Origin of the sequence: Microbacterium sp. ET2 (assembly GCF_030347395.1) — a bacterium.
Lineage (GTDB): Bacteria > Actinomycetota > Actinomycetes > Actinomycetales > Microbacteriaceae > Microbacterium > Microbacterium albipurpureum.
In genome coordinates this window covers 3,318,822-3,333,926 of record NZ_CP128170.1, presented here as the reverse complement: position 1 = coordinate 3,333,926, position 15,105 = coordinate 3,318,822, and the positions used below count along the sequence as shown (strand labels likewise).

General features: G+C 69.8%; 15 protein-coding genes. 4 read left to right on the top strand and 11 right to left on the bottom strand.

Going from position 1 to position 15,105, the window contains the following annotated elements; genetic code table 11:
* Window positions 1-8: 8 nt before the first annotated feature.
* Together QSU92_RS16150 and coaE are read right to left on the bottom strand one after the other, a co-directional pair.
* The gene (locus QSU92_RS16150) at window positions 9-614 is read right to left on the bottom strand and encodes a hypothetical protein (protein WP_289263445.1); all 606 of its coding nucleotides are present in this window, start codon (window positions 612-614) and stop codon (window positions 9-11) included.
* A gap of 40 nt (window positions 615-654) precedes the next feature.
* Window positions 655-1,281 carry a dephospho-CoA kinase gene (gene coaE, locus QSU92_RS16145; protein ID WP_289263443.1) on the bottom strand — a complete coding sequence of 209 codons (627 nt, stop codon included), beginning with the start codon at window positions 1,279-1,281 and terminating at the stop codon, window positions 655-657.
* A 106-nt stretch (window positions 1,282-1,387) separates the two neighbouring features.
* On the opposite strand from coaE, the gene QSU92_RS16140 reads away from it, so the two are divergent.
* Window positions 1,388-1,759 (top strand): response regulator transcription factor, encoded by a 372-nt coding sequence (locus QSU92_RS16140; protein WP_289263442.1) that lies wholly within the window; start codon window positions 1,388-1,390, stop codon window positions 1,757-1,759.
* 3 nt (window positions 1,760-1,762) lie between these two features.
* Here the strand turns inward: QSU92_RS16140 and QSU92_RS16135 are convergent, their stop codons facing one another.
* From QSU92_RS16135 to QSU92_RS16100, 8 genes are all read right to left on the bottom strand, one after another.
* Window positions 1,763-2,941, bottom strand: coding sequence for a hypothetical protein (locus QSU92_RS16135; RefSeq protein WP_289263439.1), 1,179 nt, complete (start codon window positions 2,939-2,941; stop codon window positions 1,763-1,765).
* Window positions 2,941-4,626: a sensor histidine kinase gene (locus QSU92_RS16130; RefSeq protein ID WP_289263437.1), complete on the bottom strand. Its 1,686-nt coding sequence runs from the start codon at window positions 4,624-4,626 to the stop codon at window positions 2,941-2,943. Before QSU92_RS16130 ends, QSU92_RS16135 begins: the two co-directional genes overlap by 1 nt.
* Window positions 4,627-4,630: 4 nt before the next feature.
* Complete coding sequence (locus QSU92_RS16125) at window positions 4,631-6,232, bottom strand: MFS transporter (protein ID WP_289263435.1); 1,602 nt, start codon at window positions 6,230-6,232, stop codon at window positions 4,631-4,633.
* A gap of 9 nt (window positions 6,233-6,241) precedes the next feature.
* Entirely contained in the window at window positions 6,242-7,483 is a 1,242-nt protein-coding gene (locus QSU92_RS16120) for an MFS transporter (RefSeq protein ID WP_422880390.1), read from the bottom strand.
* Between the two features lie 67 nt (window positions 7,484-7,550).
* On the bottom strand, window positions 7,551-9,005 hold the full coding sequence (gene rpsA, locus QSU92_RS16115; protein WP_289263430.1) for a 30S ribosomal protein S1: 1,455 nt from the start codon (window positions 9,003-9,005) through the stop codon (window positions 7,551-7,553).
* A gap of 205 nt (window positions 9,006-9,210) precedes the next feature.
* Complete coding sequence (locus QSU92_RS16110; protein ID WP_289263428.1) at window positions 9,211-9,600, bottom strand: hypothetical protein; 390 nt, start codon at window positions 9,598-9,600, stop codon at window positions 9,211-9,213.
* 82 nt (window positions 9,601-9,682) lie between these two features.
* Window positions 9,683-10,180, bottom strand: coding sequence for a MarR family winged helix-turn-helix transcriptional regulator (locus tag QSU92_RS16105; RefSeq protein ID WP_289263426.1), 498 nt, complete (start codon window positions 10,178-10,180; stop codon window positions 9,683-9,685).
* Window positions 10,181-10,228: 48 nt separating this feature from the next.
* The gene (locus tag QSU92_RS16100) at window positions 10,229-10,885 is read right to left on the bottom strand and encodes an SDR family oxidoreductase (RefSeq protein ID WP_289263424.1); all 657 of its coding nucleotides are present in this window, start codon (window positions 10,883-10,885) and stop codon (window positions 10,229-10,231) included.
* An 85-nt stretch (window positions 10,886-10,970) separates the two neighbouring features.
* On the opposite strand from QSU92_RS16100, the gene QSU92_RS16095 reads away from it, so the two are divergent.
* The 3 genes from QSU92_RS16095 (at window position 10,971) to QSU92_RS16085 (ending at window position 13,864) form a co-directional block, all read left to right on the top strand.
* Complete coding sequence (locus tag QSU92_RS16095) at window positions 10,971-12,029, top strand: FUSC family protein (protein ID WP_289263422.1); 1,059 nt, start codon at window positions 10,971-10,973, stop codon at window positions 12,027-12,029.
* 78 nt (window positions 12,030-12,107) lie between these two features.
* Window positions 12,108-13,700: a sodium-dependent transporter gene (locus tag QSU92_RS16090; protein WP_289263421.1), complete on the top strand. Its 1,593-nt coding sequence runs from the start codon at window positions 12,108-12,110 to the stop codon at window positions 13,698-13,700.
* Window positions 13,697-13,864: a methionine/alanine import family NSS transporter small subunit gene (locus tag QSU92_RS16085; RefSeq protein ID WP_289263419.1), complete on the top strand. Its 168-nt coding sequence runs from the start codon at window positions 13,697-13,699 to the stop codon at window positions 13,862-13,864. Before QSU92_RS16090 ends, QSU92_RS16085 begins: the two co-directional genes overlap by 4 nt.
* Here QSU92_RS16085 and QSU92_RS16080 read toward each other — a convergent pair.
* Window positions 13,825-15,099 (bottom strand): DUF6716 putative glycosyltransferase, encoded by a 1,275-nt coding sequence (locus QSU92_RS16080; protein ID WP_289263417.1) that lies wholly within the window; start codon window positions 15,097-15,099, stop codon window positions 13,825-13,827. The genes QSU92_RS16085 and QSU92_RS16080 overlap by 40 nt on opposite strands.
* Window positions 15,100-15,105: the final 6 nt, after the last annotated feature.

Sequence of the window (15,105 nt, the reverse complement as noted above, 5' to 3'; positions counted from 1 at the left end):
CCGGTCCCTCAGCCGAAACCGCCGCTGAATCCCCCCGCGTCCATCCCGCCGAGGCCACCGTCGCCGAAGCCGCCGCCGCCGAATCCCCCGTCGCCGCCCCACCCGGCCGCGTCGACGGACCCCGCCGTCGGGTCGACGGTGTCGACGAGCCATCCCGGCTGCTCGGCGAGCATGAGGGATCCCGCGCCCACGGTGAAGTACGCCGTGACCGCCTGCGTCAGGAGGAACTGCTGCGCGACGACCGTCATCACCCCGGCGCTCATCAGGATCGACCGGGGGTCGGCTGCCTCCCAGGAATCGGCCCCCTCAGGCGTCATCAGACCGTCCGAGCGCTCGCGGCGGTAGTGCTCGGCGCGACGGACGAGCGTGGCCAGCAGACCCGGCTCAGCCTCGGCATCCCGCCGCTCGGCGTCGTTCAGGAACGGTCGGAGCTCGGCGAGCATCTCGCGCCGGCGCTCGAGAGGCAGATCGCGGAACGCCGTCGCGTGGGCGCTCTCGATGACCGCTGCCGGCAGCGTGTTCAGCAGGTAGACGTACCGCGAGATCTGCTCCTCCTCGGTGACCGCGCGGTACGGCGCCCTCCGTCGCCGACGGAATCTCGAGAGCACACCCATGTCGGCTCCTCCTGATCGGTAGCGACAGAGTACGCCGGACTCAGCGGCGTGCGGCGCTTTTCTCCGCGATCAACCGAGGCAGGTCCCGCCAGAGCCGGTCGACCTGGGAGAGCGTGTCCGCGAGCGGCACGGCCGTGTCGACGACGACGTCGGCGAGGGCGAGGCGCTCGTCATCGGTCACCTGCGCGGCGATGCGGGCGGTCGCGGCCTGCTCCGTGAAGCCCCGCAGCTCGATCAGCCGCCGCCGTCGGATCTCGGCGGGCGCGTGGGCCACCACGACGAGGTCCCACGGGTCGCCGGCGCGGGCCTCGGCCAGTAGCGGGACGTCGTAGACGACCACCGCCGCGGGGTCTTCCGCGAACGCCTCGGAGAAGCGTCGGGCCGACTCCGCCCGGACCGCAGGGTGCACGATGGCATTCATGCGCCCGACCGCCGCGGGATCGCCGAATGTGCGACCGGCCAGCGCGGCCCGGTCCAGTGCCCCGTCTTCACGGAGGATGTCGTCGCCGAACTCCGCGGCGAGAGCGGCGAGGACCGGAGTTCCTGGACCCTGGACGTCGCGGACGATCGCGTCGGCATCGACGACGAGGGCACCGTGGTCGCTGAGTCTTCGGGCGATGGTCGACTTGCCCGAGGCGATCCCCCCGGTGAGCGCGAGCAGAGGCATTCTCCGAGCATGCCACGTCGCCCGCTCGGACACCGGGGAGGTGCGCACTCTAGACTGGGCCGGCGGCCGCACCCCCGAACGCGACCGAAGCAAGCGAGGCAGCGCGGTGACACAGTCAGCCGTCGTGATCGAAGATGAGGACGACATCCGGTCGCTCATCTCGCTCGTCCTGGAGTCGGCGGGCTACGTCGTCCACGCCGCCGACAACGGCCTGGACGGCGTCGAGCTGGTGCGCCGAGTATCACCCGAAGTGGTCACACTCGACATCAGCATGCCGGGCATCGACGGGTATGAGACCGCCCGGCGGATCCGTCGATTCAGCGCCACGCACATCATCATGATCACGGCCTTCGTGCAGGAGGCCGACGCGCAGCAGGGGCTCGACGCCGGCGCCGACGAGTATCTGCGCAAGCCCTTCCGTCCACGGGAGCTGCGGGCCCGCATCGAGGCCCTCACGACGACCCGCCGTCCCGAGTAGTCCTCAGCCTTCGGCGGTGCGTGCGACCACCACGGCCGAGTCGGCGCTGGAGAATCCGCTCACGGCGCTCGTGCGCGCCACACGCAGGAGCGCCTCGGCGTCGTATCCGACGACCTCCGTCAGCGCCACGCCGACGCCGACGACGGGGAGGCCCACGCCCGAGAGCTGACCGAGGGCGTCGAAACTGCCGCGATAGAGCGTCATGGCCTCTCGGCGGGCGGTGCTCGGCGAGGTCGCGGGGGTGACGAGAACGATCCCGCCGTCGCCATCCTCCCCCATCACCGAGAACAGCGGCCCGTGGCTTCGGACCGCCTCGCGCCACACCTCGATCGCCTCGCGGCGCGCCTCCTCGCCGAAGGCGGTGGCGATGTGCGCGAGGTCGTCGAGTCTGACCTCGATGATTGCGAGCGGCACTCCCCGGGCCTGCGCCGTGGACGTCAGGGAGGCCAGGGCGGCTCGGAAACGTCTCTCGGTGAGGATCCCCGTCACCACGTCCTCCACCCCGGCCAGTGCGCGCTGGTGACGCAGCTCCGCCCGTCCGGCGCGCAGCACGGACGTCACCACCACGGCGACGATGATCAGGAGCACGGTCAGCATCCCGACGACAGCGCTGCCGAACCACGTCTGGAAGAACGGGTCGTCGGGGCCGAGCAGAAGGAATGCGACAAGACGGAAGAAGAAGTACACGGCTTCGATGGCGAAGACCGCCCCGAGCACCCAGGCCGTCCGCATCCCACCGAGAGAGCCGCGGAAGCACTCGGTCGCCGCCGCCGCGGCGACGACGGCAAGAGCGCCGAAGGTCCACGCCGATCCCGCCCAGTCGGCGAGGACCGGCTGTTCGAGCAGGGTCGCCACGGCGACGGCCGCGGTGAGCCCCGCGATCACGCCGATGGCCGCTCCGTTCCGGCGACCGTTGTAGAGGCGGCAGCCGATCCACATGGCGCCGGTTCCGGCGATGAATGCGGCGTTTCCCGCCACGACCGCCCAGAGGGCGGTGGGATCGGCTGCCCAGGCGAGATAGAGCAGTGACGTGAGGATGGCGCCGAGGAATCCGAGAGCCCACGCGCGCCCGGCCGCATCGTCCCGGCGGAGCACGGTCTCCAGGAGGAAGACGGTGCCTGCGACGAAGACGACGAGGGCGGTCATCACCGCTGTCGTCACCAGATCGAGATGCGCGAGCATCAGCCCTCCACCGCCCCGCCGGGACGCGTGGCGGGAAGGGTCACGGTGAACGTCGAACCCACGCCGAGCACGCTGCTGACGGTGATGTCACCGCCGTGTCCCCGCACGATGTCGCGACTGATCGCCAGTCCGAGTCCCGTACCCGACACCGTCGAGGAGCGCACCGCAACGCCGCGGTAGTAGCGCTGGAAGAGCGCCTCGACGTCGTCCTCGGTCATCCCCACCCCGGTGTCTTCGACGACGATCGCGGTCCATCGCCCGGTGGTGGCGGACTGCAGGGACACTCGTCCGCCCTCGCGGTTGTATTTGACGGCATTGGAGAGCAGATTGTCGATCACCTGCGCCAGCCGACGGGGGTCGACGTAAGCCTGCGCCGGGCGCAGTCGGGCCGTGTCGATCGTGACACCGCGCTCGCCGGCGCGGAGCACCAGCGACTCGACCGCAGCCCGGACGACCGCGGAGACCTCCACCACCTCCGGCTCCATCACCAGTTCCACGCGGTCGTCGGCCGCCGCCGAAGCGGTCAGGACATCGGAGACGAGTTCGAGCAGCTGCTCGGCGTTGCGGTCGGCGATCTGCAGGTTCGACCGGATCCGGGAGGGCGTCTCGGGATCGTCGATGGCGAGCTCGATGTAGCCGAGGATCGACGTCAGCGGCGTGCGCAGCTCGTGCGACACGGACGAGATCACCTCGTCGCGCGCCCGCGCCGCCAGCATCTCGATGGTGACGTCCCGGGAGACGACGACGGCCCCGGCATCCCGACCGTCGGAATCGCGCAGTCGCCGCGCTGTGAAGCTCAGCGCCCGCTGCAGACCCCCCGGCGTGCCGAACCACACGCGTTCGTCTTGGAACACCGCGCCGCGCCGCGCCCTCTCGAGCGGGAGTTCCTCCCTGAGGAGACGGGTCGTGCGATCGATCCGATAGGCCTCGAGCTGGTCCTCGCCCTCGACGTCGGCGAGCACCTGCTGCAGGCGCGCATGGGCATCATTGGTCACCGTGACCGCCCCGGTCTCATCGATGCGGATGATGCCGAAGTCGACGGCGTCCAGCACCTCGGTCACGAGCTGCTCCTGGCGCCGGGCCCGCTCGGCCGACTGTCTCAGCAGCGCTGCCTGTTTGTCCAGCAGCATCCGTTGCGCCGCCGCCCGGCGTGCGGCGATGAAGGAGGTGAGCCCGACGGCGACGAGCACGACCGGAAGCAGGATCGTGCTGAGGATCACGGGATTCGAGGGCCCGATGGCGACGGTCACCCAGTAGGTCACCGTGGCGGTCGCGACCCCGGAGATGAGCCCCACCAATCCGAAACCGGCGGCCAGCCACATCACCGGGAAGATGAACAGCAGCCCCGTTCCCAGTGCCGGCGCGGCGCCTCGGATGACGCCGACGGCGATGATGTCGGCGAGGGGGATCGCGATCAGCCACCAGGAGGACATCCGCTCCCACGGCACCACGAGGGCGAGCCCGGTGAGGATGAAGACGCCGATCACACCCCCGAAGAAGACCGCCATGCTTCCGACGTGCTCGGTGGCCAGCACCGCGATCGCCACCGCGAGCACGAGGGCACCGAGAAGGAGCTGTGTGAGGGCGGGCGAACGTCCACGTGCGCGATCGGCGAGTACGACGTCGACCCAACGTCGCGTCTCGACGGCGGCAGAGGGCACGGATGCGGTGGGGGTGACGTCCATGCGCCTACGTCCGCCCCGCCGGCAGCTCGGCGTCTGCGCGCGCATATCCTGCGACGAGCTCCTTCTCGCGGGCGAATCCGGGAAGGAAGACCGCGACCACCGTCGCGCCGACGACGATCGCGACCGCACCGATGAGATAGGCGAAGAACGCCCCGTCGAGCAGGGATTGCGTCGCGGCCTGGGCGATCTCGGTGGCGTACTGCGGGTACTGCTCGGCGACCCGCATCGCCGACGCGTACGAGGCCTGCAGCGCCTGCGTCACCTCGGCGCTCACCGACTGCGCCTCCGCCGACGCGGCGATCTGTCGGGCGAAGGAGGCAGCGAAGCCGGCCGCGAGAACCGCGCCGAGCAGGGCTTGCATGATCGATCCGCCGAGGTCGCGCTGCAGGTCCGAGGTCGCGGATGCCATACCGACCCGCCTCACCGGCGTGCTCTCGGTGAGCGCACGCGAGGCCGGCGTCATCGCGAACGCGGCTCCGCTGCCGATGAAGAGGAAGCCGGCGCCGACGAGCACGTACGGCGTCGACTCTCCCCATAGCAGGGTGGTGAGGAAGCCCAGGAGCACGAGCGCGTACCCCGCGAGCATGGTCGCGCGCGACCCGCGCGAGGTGAGCAGCCGTGCTGACAGCGGTGCGCACAGGAGGAGCCCGACCGCGGCCGGCACCACCGCGAGCCCCGCTTCGAGGGTGGTGTAGCCGAGGATGTTCTGCAGGAACTGCTGCCCGACGAACATCGCGCCCATCAGCGAGCCGAAGACGATGGTGCCGCCGGTCGCCGGCACCCAGAACATCCTCCGACGAGCGACCTTCAGTTCGTAGATCGGATGCCGCGCCGCAACCTGGCGCCAGGCGAAGAGTGCCAGGAGCACCACCGCGGCGCCCAGCAGGATGAGCCCGAGCGAGGTCTGGCCCGGCGCGAAGACGAGACTCACCCCGAGGACGAGCGCCGCGATCGCGAGGGTCGCGAGGATGCCCCCGAGGTGATCGACGGGTTCTTCCGACTCCTTGACATGAGACGGCACGAAGAGTGCGACGAGCACGAGTGCGATCGCCGCGATGGGCGCGGCCAGCAGGAAGGCCGAGCCCCACCACCAGATCGTCAGCAGCAGCCCGGCGAGCACGGAGCCGATGACCGCAGCCGTGGCGCTGACACCCGACCACAGGGCGATGGCCACGGTGCGACGGGGCCCCTGAGCCCAGAGAGCCGTGATCAGCGACAGGGTCGTGGGAAAGGCCATTCCCGCCGCGACGCCGGTGAAGATCCGCGCGGCGATGAGCATCTCCACCGACGGGGAGAAGGCGGAGAGGAAGCTCGCGACGACGGTGAGCGTCAGACCGAGCAGGAGGAGTTGTTTGCGTCCGTAGCGGTCGGCGAGCGCGCCGAGGTACAGCACCGACATCGCAAGCCCCAGCCCGCATCCGACCGCGACGAGGTTCAGTGCGGTCTGCGTCGCGCCGAACGCGTCCCCGACGTCGGGAAGGGCGACATTGGCGGCGGCGAGGTTGATGTTGCACACCAGTGCGGCCAGAATCAGGGCGGTCAGCACCAGCGGTGCCCGGGGCGGGGCCGTGCCGAGTTCTGCGTCGCCCGCGCGCGTCTGAGTCACGCGCTCACCTTATCGAGGCGCGCGACCTGCGGAGCGCAGCACCGCCGAGGCGATGACCCCGGCAGCGGTGCACATCGCCGCGAGCGCCGCGACGAAGGCCATCCATCCGGTCCCGGCGTAGACGAAGCCGAGGCACCAGCCGAACAGGCTCGACCCGCCGTAGTAGGCGAGGTAGTACAGCGACGACGCCTGCGCCCGCGTGTCGGCCGACGCCGCGACCGGGGCCCAGCCCGACGCCACGGCGTGGGCCGCGAAGAACCCCGCGGTGAAGACGAGCAGACCGATCAGCACGACCGCTGTCGAAGGCGTCAGGAGCGCTCCGAGCCCCACGAGCATCGCCGCGATGCCGCCGAGGAGCACCGGGAGTCGCCCGTGACGCACGGCGAGCGCCCCCGCCAAGGGAGAGGAGACCGTGCCGGCGAGGTAGGAGAGGAACAGCAGGGTCGCCAGCCATCCGGGCAACGAGAACGGAGGCTCTGCGAGATGGAACCCGAGGTAGTTGAACACGGCGACGAAAGCTCCCATCAGGAGGAATCCCTGGGCGTCGATCGCGAGCTGGGCCGGTGTGCGCAGGACGACGGCCAGTCGCTCGCCGAGTCGGCGCTCGGGCCGGTGGCGGTACGCGACGAAACCTCGCGCTCGGGGGACGAGCCAGAGGAACACGACGGCCGACGCAGCACACAGGATCGCCACTGCCCACAGACCGGTCCGCCATTCGACGAGGTCGGCGACAGGGCCTGACACCAGCCGGCCCGACAGCCCGCCCACGGTCGTGCCGGCGATATAGCTTCCTGCCGCCGACGCCGTGTGGCGCGGGTCGACCTCCTCGCTCAGATAGGCCAGGGCGATGGCGGGTATCGCCCCGAGCGCCGCGCCCTCCGCGAGTCGGATGGCCAGGAAGACCCCGATGTCGCCCGACAGCGGCGCCAGCAGTCCGAGGAGCGTGGCGGCGCAGATCCCGATCGTCATGGCCGGCACGCGACCGAGACGGTCCGCGACGATGGACCACGGGATGACGGCGGCAGCCAATCCCAGTGTCGTCGCCGAGACCGCGAGGGAGGCGGTCGGCGGCGAGACGCCGAGGTCGGCGGAGATCAGCGGCAGCACCGCCTGCGGTGAGTACAGCTGCGCGAACGTGGCGATTCCGGCGAAGAACAGGGCGATGAGGAGACGCCGGTATGCGCGACTGCCCGGTACGTGCCCGGTCGCGTCGCTCACCGGTCCGACGCTACGCGACACATCCCGTCGCATCCCTGCGCGCACGGCAGAGGGCCGGAACCCTGGGCGGGTTCCGGCCCTCTGCGCGGGTGGTGCGGGCTCAGCGACCCGACAGCTTCTCACGGAGCGCGGCGAGCGCCTCGTCGTCGGCCAGCGTGCCGCCGGCGGAAGAGTCGGAGGTGAATGCGGACGATCCCGTCGACTCTGCCGCGGGGGCATTGGCCTCGGCCTCGAGGGCCTTGATGACGGCGGCCTTGTGGGCTTCCCAGCGCGCCTGGGCGGCGGCGTAGTCCTGCTCCCAGGCCTCGCGCTGCTCGTCGAAGCCTTCCTTCCACTGGTTGGTCTCCGGGTCGAAGCCCTCGGGGTACTTGTACTCCCCGTTCTCGTCGTACTCGGTGACCATGCCGTAGAGGGCGGGGTCGAACTCGGTGCCGTAGGGGTCGACCGACTCGTTGGCCTGCTTCAGCGACAGCGAGATGCGGCGACGCTCGAGATCGATGTCGATGATCTTGACGAAGACCTCTTCACCGACCGAGACGACCTGCTCGGCGAGCTCGACGTGCTTGCCCGAGAGCTCGGAGATGTGCACGAGACCCTCGATGCCGTCCGCGACGCGGACGAAGGCGCCGAACGGCACGAGCTTGGTGACCTTGCCCGGCGCGATCTGACCGATCGCGTGGGTGCGGGCGAAGACCTGCCACGGGTCCTCCTGCGTCGCCTTCAGCGACAGGGAGACGCGCTCGCGGTCGAGGTCGACCTCGAGGATCTCGACGGTGACCTCCTGGCCCACCTCGACGACCTCGGACGCGTGCTCGATGTGCTTCCACGACAGCTCGGAGACGTGCACGAGGCCGTCCACGCCGCCGAGGTCCACGAAGGCACCGAAGTTGACGATCGACGAGACCGTGCCCTTGCGGACCTGACCCTTGTGCAGGTTGTTCAGGAACGTGGTGCGCGACTCGGACTGCGTCTGCTCGAGCAGGGCCCGACGCGAGAGGACGACGTTGTTGCGGTTCTTGTCGAGTTCGAGGATCTTCGCCTCGATCTCCTGCCCGAGGTACGGGGTGAGGTCACGGACGCGACGCAGCTCGATGAGCGAGGCGGGAAGGAACCCGCGCAGGCCGATGTCGACGATGAGGCCACCCTTGACGACCTCGATCACCTGGCCGGTGACGACGCCGTCGGTCTCCTTGATCTTCTCCACGTCGCCCCAGGCGCGCTCGTACTGTGCGCGCTTCTTGGACAGGATCAGGCGGCCTTCCTTGTCCTCCTTCTGAAGGACGAGGGCCTCGACGTGGTCGCCGACGCCCACAACCTCGTTGGGGTCGACGTCGTGCTTGATGGAGAGCTCGCGCGAGGGGATGACGCCCTCGGTCTTGTAGCCGACGTCGAGGAGCACCTCGTCGCGGTCGATCTTCACGACGGTGCCTTCGATGAGGTCTCCGTCGTTGAAGAACTTCAGGGTCTTTTCGACCGCGGCCAGGAAGTCCTCGGCAGATCCGATGTCGTTGATCGCGACCTGCTTGGTGGCCGGGGCGGTCGTTGCGGTAGTCATGTAGTGGGTTGTCCTTGGTGGTGTGGTGTTCGGGCCTCGGCTGCCTGACCCGCACGCGAAAGCGGACGAATCCCGGCCCCGAGGCGGAGCGGATTGTGGTCGTACGGTGTCACTTGTGGCGTACCGGCCCACGCGTCATCCCGAGTTCGGAACCCGGGCATGGTGGAACCGTCACACGCGTGACACTTCAGGTTATCAGAATGCGTCAGCCGGCGGAGACCTCGACCGTGAACTCGAGAGGCTGGATTCCGCCGTCCTGATTGGTCATCGTGACCGTCGTCGTCCCCTCGGCGAGGGCCCGCACGCCGGGGTTGAAGGTGGCGCTGCCGTCATCCCCGCCCTGCACGAATTCCGCGACGGCGGGATCGGCGACCTCGCCCTCGTAGCTGTCGACTGCGAGGTCGCCGGTGTCGATGTTCAGCACCTGACCGACGATGAGATCGACCGTGGCGCCCTGCAGATCGTTCGCCGACTCGGTCACGGGGGCGATCACGGACGACGTCCCGGGGCTCGGTTCACCGGGCGCGCAGGCGCTGAGTGCCAGGGCGAACGCGGTGAGGGAGAGGACGGCGAGGACGAGCTTCGGGCGGCGCATGATCTCACAATGGCAGGAGAGGTCGCGGGAAGGGAAGGATGCGGCGGCGCGATGTCACGGAAGGACACCGCCGGCTCGCACCTCAGCTCAGCAGGCGCCCGAGAAGACGGGTGAGCAGACCCTGCTCCTCGCGGGACAGCCCCGCGAGCTCCTCGGCTTCCCGCCGGACGAGCTCCGTCATCGCAGCGTCGACCCGCTCGGTCCCCTCGGCGCTCAGCCGCACCAGCACACCCCGACCGTCACGCGGGTTGGGTCGCCGTTCGACGAGGCCGCGGGCAGCGAGCTTCTCCAGGCGGTTGGTCATGGCCGCACTGCCGATCATGGTGGATTCGATCAGCTGAGCGGGGCTCAGTTCGTGCGGATCCTCCGCGCGGCGAAGGGCGGCCAGCACGTCGAACTCCCACACCGACAGCCCCGCGCTGAAGAAGGCCTCGGCCCGGAGTCGGGCCAGCCGAAGGGCGACGCGCCGCAACCGCGACATGACGTCGAGCGGCGTGAGATCGATGTCGGGGAGCCGACGGGACCAGGCGTCGATCAGCAGATCGACGTCGTCATCCCTCTCCCGGGCCTCCCCGCTCATACTCCGACCGTAGCGGACGCCACGAGGGGTGAGCCGCGTCCCGAAGCGCTACCGCGCGTCTGACCCGACGACGGCCTCGGCGATCGGCTGCTCTCCCCCGCCGAAGCGCAGCGTCCGCCGGATGGTCGCGGGTTCGTGCAGCGCCGCGGCGACGACGGCGGCGACATCGTGACGCGGTACTGCGCCGCGTCCCTCCGGATCGATGGTGATGCGCCCCGTGCCGGGTTCGTCCAGGAGAGCGCCCGGTCCGAGCACCGTCCATTCCAGATCGCTGCCGCGAAGATGATCGTCAGCAGCCAGCTTCGCGTCGGCGTAGGGGAAGAAGTCGTCGTCCTCGGGCACGCCGTGATCGGCCTTGGACCCCAGCCACGACACCATCACGTAGCGCGCGACACCGGCCCGGCCCGCAGCGTCCATCGAGCGGATCGCCGCGTCGCGGTCCACCGCGTACGTGCGCGCGGCATCCCCACCGCCGGCGCCGGCCGACCAGACGATCGCGTCGTGCCCCGCCACGAGTTCGGCGAGCGCCACGGTGTCGAGCTGCTCGATGTCGGCCACACGGGGCGTCGCACCGGTGGCCGCGACCTCGTCGGCGTGGGCGGGATTCCGGATGACCGCGGTCACCTCGTCCCCGCGCGAGACCAGCAGCGGCGCCAGAAGCATCGCGACCTTGCCGTGTCCACCGAAAACCAGCACCCGAGACATCCGCTCTCCTTCACTTTCACGAACCCCCAGCCCATCGGGAGCCGTCGACGCTGTCAACCCCGACCCACGTGGCTAGCGTTGAGGTATGCGACTGACCTCGGCGATCCGCGCCCCCCGTCGCGCGCCCCTGCTGCAGGTGGCCAAGTCCGCGATCGCGACCGTGGCAGCGTGGCTCATCGCGGGCTGGCTCATCCAGGGCCCTCCCCCGGTGTTCGCCGCGATCGCCGCGCTTCTGGTGGTGCAGCCGAGCCTCAACCAGTCGTTCGCGAAGGCGATCGAACGAAGCGTCGGCGTCATCGTCGGTGTGGCCATCGCCTCCGGGCTCGGAATGGTGTTCGGCGACGCCACCTGGGTCGTCCTGGTCGCCATCATCGTCGCCCTGGTCGTGGCATGGACGGCCCGCGTGACCGCGGGAACGGCGAACCAGGTCGCCATCAGCGCGGTGCTCGTGCTCGCCCTGGGCGCCACCACCCCCGATTACGCCGTCGACCGCATCCTCGAGACGATCATCGGCGCGATCATCGGCATGGTGGTGCACATCGTGATGGTGCCGCCGGTCGCCGTGACCCCCGCACACGAAGCCGTCGACAGAGTGGGCGAGGAACTCGCCCGATCGCTCGAACGCCTCGCCGATGCGCTCACCGCACAGCAGACGCGTCCGCAGATCGAAGAGCTCATGCTCACCGTCCGGCTGCTGCGACCGATGGTGGCCGACGCCGACGAGGCGATCGCGACGGCACGCGACTCGCTCTCCCTCAATCCGCGCGCCCGGCGGTACCGGCGGGAGCTCGACGAGATCGAGCAGCTTCTCGCCCGCTTCGGACCCGTCGTGACCCAGACGATCGGGATGACACGTGCCGTCTACGACCATTACGACGCCAGCCTCGCCACCGAGCCCGCTGTCCTTGCGATCGCCGATCAGTTGCGTCGAGCGGCCCACGACATCCGTCTGGATCTGCGCCGCGCCCCCCGATCGGGCGATGCGCAGCCGACGGCGACGACCACCATCCCCGCGCTGACCGCTCCCCTGCAGCTCACGGCACCGTCGGCGACGAACTGGATCGTCGTGGGCTCGCTGATGGAGGACCTGCGCCGGATCCACGATCAGGCTCAGCGAGGGGAATCCGTGACGGGCCGTCGATAGGGGGTGTCGGCGTCCCTCGGGACTGGTAGCGTGCGGGGGCACCGCGGTGATGCACGACAGCCACGACGGAGGACGACAGTGACCCAGAACGCCCCCGCCTCTTCGGCAGCGGCACGGCCCCGCGAACAGTGGACCGGCCAGGTCGGGTTCATCCTGTCGGCCATCGGCTCGGCGGTCGGCCTCGGCAACATCTGGCGCTTTCCGGGGGTCGCCTACGAGAACGGCGGTGGGGCGTTCCTCATCCCCTATCTGGTCGCACTCCTGACCGCGGGCATCCCGATCCTGTTCCTCGACTACGCCCTCGGGCACCGCTTCCGGGGCGCCGCGCCCACTGCGTTCCGCCGGATCGGCCGATCGCTGGGGCGCTTCACCGAGTCGCTCGGATGGTTCCAGGTCGCGATCGCCTTCGTCATCGGCCTCTACTACACGGCCGTGATCGCGTGGGCGCTCAGCTACTTCGTCTTCTCCTTCGATCTGCGCTGGGGCGACGATACGGCGACCTTCTTCCAGGCCGACTACCTCCAGGTCGGCGACCCCGGGTTGAGCCTGGAGTTCGTGCCGGGCGTGCTCATCCCGCTCGCCCTGGTGTGGATCGCCGCGATCCTCGTTCTGGCCGCGGGCGTGGCCAAGGGCCTCCAGCGGGCGAACGTCATCTTCCTTCCCATCCTCATCGCGGCCTTCCTGATCCTCGTCGTCCGCGCCCTCTTCCTCGACGGCGCAGCCGACGGGCTGAACGCGCTGTTCACCCCGAACTGGGCGGCCCTGGGCGATCCCAACGTGTGGATCGCGGCGTACAGCCAGATCTTCTTCTCGCTGTCGATCGCCTTCGGCATCATGATCACCTACGCCTCCTATCGGCGTCGGCGGTCGAATCTGACCTCCCCCGGCCTGGTCGTGGCGTTCGCGAACTCGTCGTTCGAGATCCTCGCCGGCATCGGCGTCTTCGCGACACTGGGGTTCTTCGCTTTCCAGCAGGGCATCCAGGTCGCCGAGCTCGAAGGCCTCACCGGCGTGGGGCTGTCCTTCATCACCTTCCCCGCGATCGTGTCGCAGATGCCCGGCGGCCCGCTGTTCGGCTGCCTGTTCTTCGGCTCGCTCACCCTCGCCGGCTTCACCTCGCTGATCTCCGTGCTCCAGGTGGTCTCGGCGGCGTTCCAGGAGAAGTTTCAACTGACCCCGCGCGCGGCGGCCACCGCCGTGGGCTCGGTCTCGGCGGTGCTGTCGATCCTGCTCTTCTCGACCACCACCGGCCTTCTGGCCCTCGATGTCACCGATCAGTACGCCAACAACGTCGGCATCGTCGCCTCGGCGGTGCTCACCACCGTCGTGGTCATCTGGGTGCTCCGTGGCGGGCCCGAACTGCGGTACCACCTCAACGCGGTGTCGACCTTCCAGGTCGGACGCGTGTGGGTGCTGCTCGTGGGCGTCCTTGCTCCGATCGTGTTGGCCTACATGCTGATCCAGCGCATCGTCGTGCTGATCGTGGAAGGGTACGGCGGTCTTCCGGAGTGGTACCTGCTGGTCTTCGGCTGGGGCACGATCGCATTCCTCGTCGTCGCGGCGGTCGTGATGTCGGCGCTGAGGTGGCGCCACTCGCCGGACGACTTCCGCGCGTGGCCGTCGTTCCCGCCCGAAGGTCAGGCCGCGAACCGGAAGGAGCACGCGAAGTGACCGGTGTCGCCATCGCATTTCTGATCCTGTCCATCGTCATCGTCTGGGGTGGGCTGGCCGTCAGCATCCTGTTCCTGCGCTCGCGTCCCGAGCCCGCCGAGTATCCCCCGGGCGGGACGGACGATCACCGCGAAGACATCGGCCCCGCAGAACGCGACACCTGACTCCGGGCGCGGGCGCGCTGCACGGTCTGCACGACGGCCCGAGCAGGAACGCCGACCATGAGGGCGAACCGTCCGACCGGTGACGGGTCCATCGGTCCCAGCACAGTCCTCCGCTCCCACGCCGATCGAAGCCGCCCGCCGCGGCCAGTGCGCAGTGTCGCCTCGGCGAGGAGTCCCCTCCGCCGGAGGTCGACGAACCGCTCGACCGCTGCGGTCCAGTCATCCTCGTCCGGATCGTGGAGGTAGTTCTCCCGCCGCCACGCTTCGGTCGGGAGCCGGAATCTGCCGGCGATGAGGTCATCCTCGCTCCCGAGCACCCCGCTTCCCTCGAAGACCACGTTGATGAGGGCGGGCGAGACACCGAAGATATCCAGGGCGAGAACCGGGATGTCGCGGGCGATCGCCTCGATCGCCGCCGTGGAGCTGATCGTGACGAGGCCGGCCGCGTGATCGAGCGCCGACTGCATCGGCTCGGTCGAGACGACGAGATTCTCGGGGAGCGGCCCGAGCGAACGGAGAAGATCGGGATAGGAATCGCGCTCGAGATGGGTCTGGTGTTCCCCCTGTGCGGCTCGGAGCTTGACGACGACGCGGCGGTCGGCGTCGGCGAGAGCGGCACGTCGGAGCATCTGTGCGACCTCGAGTCGGTCGGCGCGCTCGCGCGGGACCACCGCCTGGGCGGCGAAGACGATGTCCGACGAACTGTCGTCGCGCTCACGCGCGCTCCCTCGCGCTGCGGCGGCGGCGAAAGGGAGGGTGGCGAGGGCGAAGCGGTGTCGGATGCCGGTGTGAGCCGACAGCGCGGCGAACTCGACCCGTTCGCGCTGCGAGTGGACGACGAAGAGGTCGGCGCCTTGGCGGTAGATGAGCGCCTTCCGCGTGGCGGGGATCGAGATGCCGGGCAGCCCCGTGACGATGACCGGTCTGCGAGGCAGACCGGCGAAGAGCCTCGACAGGACGCGCACGAGCGGGCCCCGAGCACCGAGGATCACGACGTCGGGCGGGTCGGCGGTCACGCTCTGCCGCAGCTGCTCGAAGGTCACACGAGTGACCGCTTCCGCCGACAGACCGCTGGTGGAGAGCGCTGCGCGCTGCTGCTCGTTCGAGACGGCGAGCGGAGTGTCGAGGATCCGCATCGAGCGTTCCCAGTCGGCCGGGGCGCTCCCGACGAGGGCCGCGGTCCACTTCACGTACGAGTCGGTGTCGGCGATGCCGATGACTCGGAGCCTCGGCATCGGTCC

Coding starts and splice junctions, on each gene's coding strand:
- rpsA (WP_289263430.1), bottom strand. CDS start 9,005: ATGACTACCGCAACGACCGCCCCGGCCACCAAGCAGGTCGCGATCAAC.
- QSU92_RS16095 (WP_289263422.1), top strand. CDS start 10,971: ATGCGACTGACCTCGGCGATCCGCGCCCCCCGTCGCGCGCCCCTGCTG.
- QSU92_RS16150 (WP_289263445.1), bottom strand. CDS start 614: ATGGGTGTGCTCTCGAGATTCCGTCGGCGACGGAGGGCGCCGTACCGC.
- QSU92_RS16135 (WP_289263439.1), bottom strand. CDS start 2,941: ATGCTCGCGCATCTCGATCTGGTGACGACAGCGGTGATGACCGCCCTC.
- QSU92_RS16100 (WP_289263424.1), bottom strand. CDS start 10,885: ATGTCTCGGGTGCTGGTTTTCGGTGGACACGGCAAGGTCGCGATGCTT.
- QSU92_RS16120 (WP_422880390.1), bottom strand. CDS start 7,483: ATGCGACGGGATGTGTCGCGTAGCGTCGGACCGGTGAGCGACGCGACC.
- QSU92_RS16080 (WP_289263417.1), bottom strand. CDS start 15,099: ATGCCGAGGCTCCGAGTCATCGGCATCGCCGACACCGACTCGTACGTG.
- QSU92_RS16130 (WP_289263437.1), bottom strand. CDS start 4,626: ATGGACGTCACCCCCACCGCATCCGTGCCCTCTGCCGCCGTCGAGACG.
- QSU92_RS16105 (WP_289263426.1), bottom strand. CDS start 10,180: ATGAGCGGGGAGGCCCGGGAGAGGGATGACGACGTCGATCTGCTGATC.
- QSU92_RS16110 (WP_289263428.1), bottom strand. CDS start 9,600: ATGCGCCGCCCGAAGCTCGTCCTCGCCGTCCTCTCCCTCACCGCGTTC.
- coaE (WP_289263443.1), bottom strand. CDS start 1,281: ATGCCTCTGCTCGCGCTCACCGGGGGGATCGCCTCGGGCAAGTCGACC.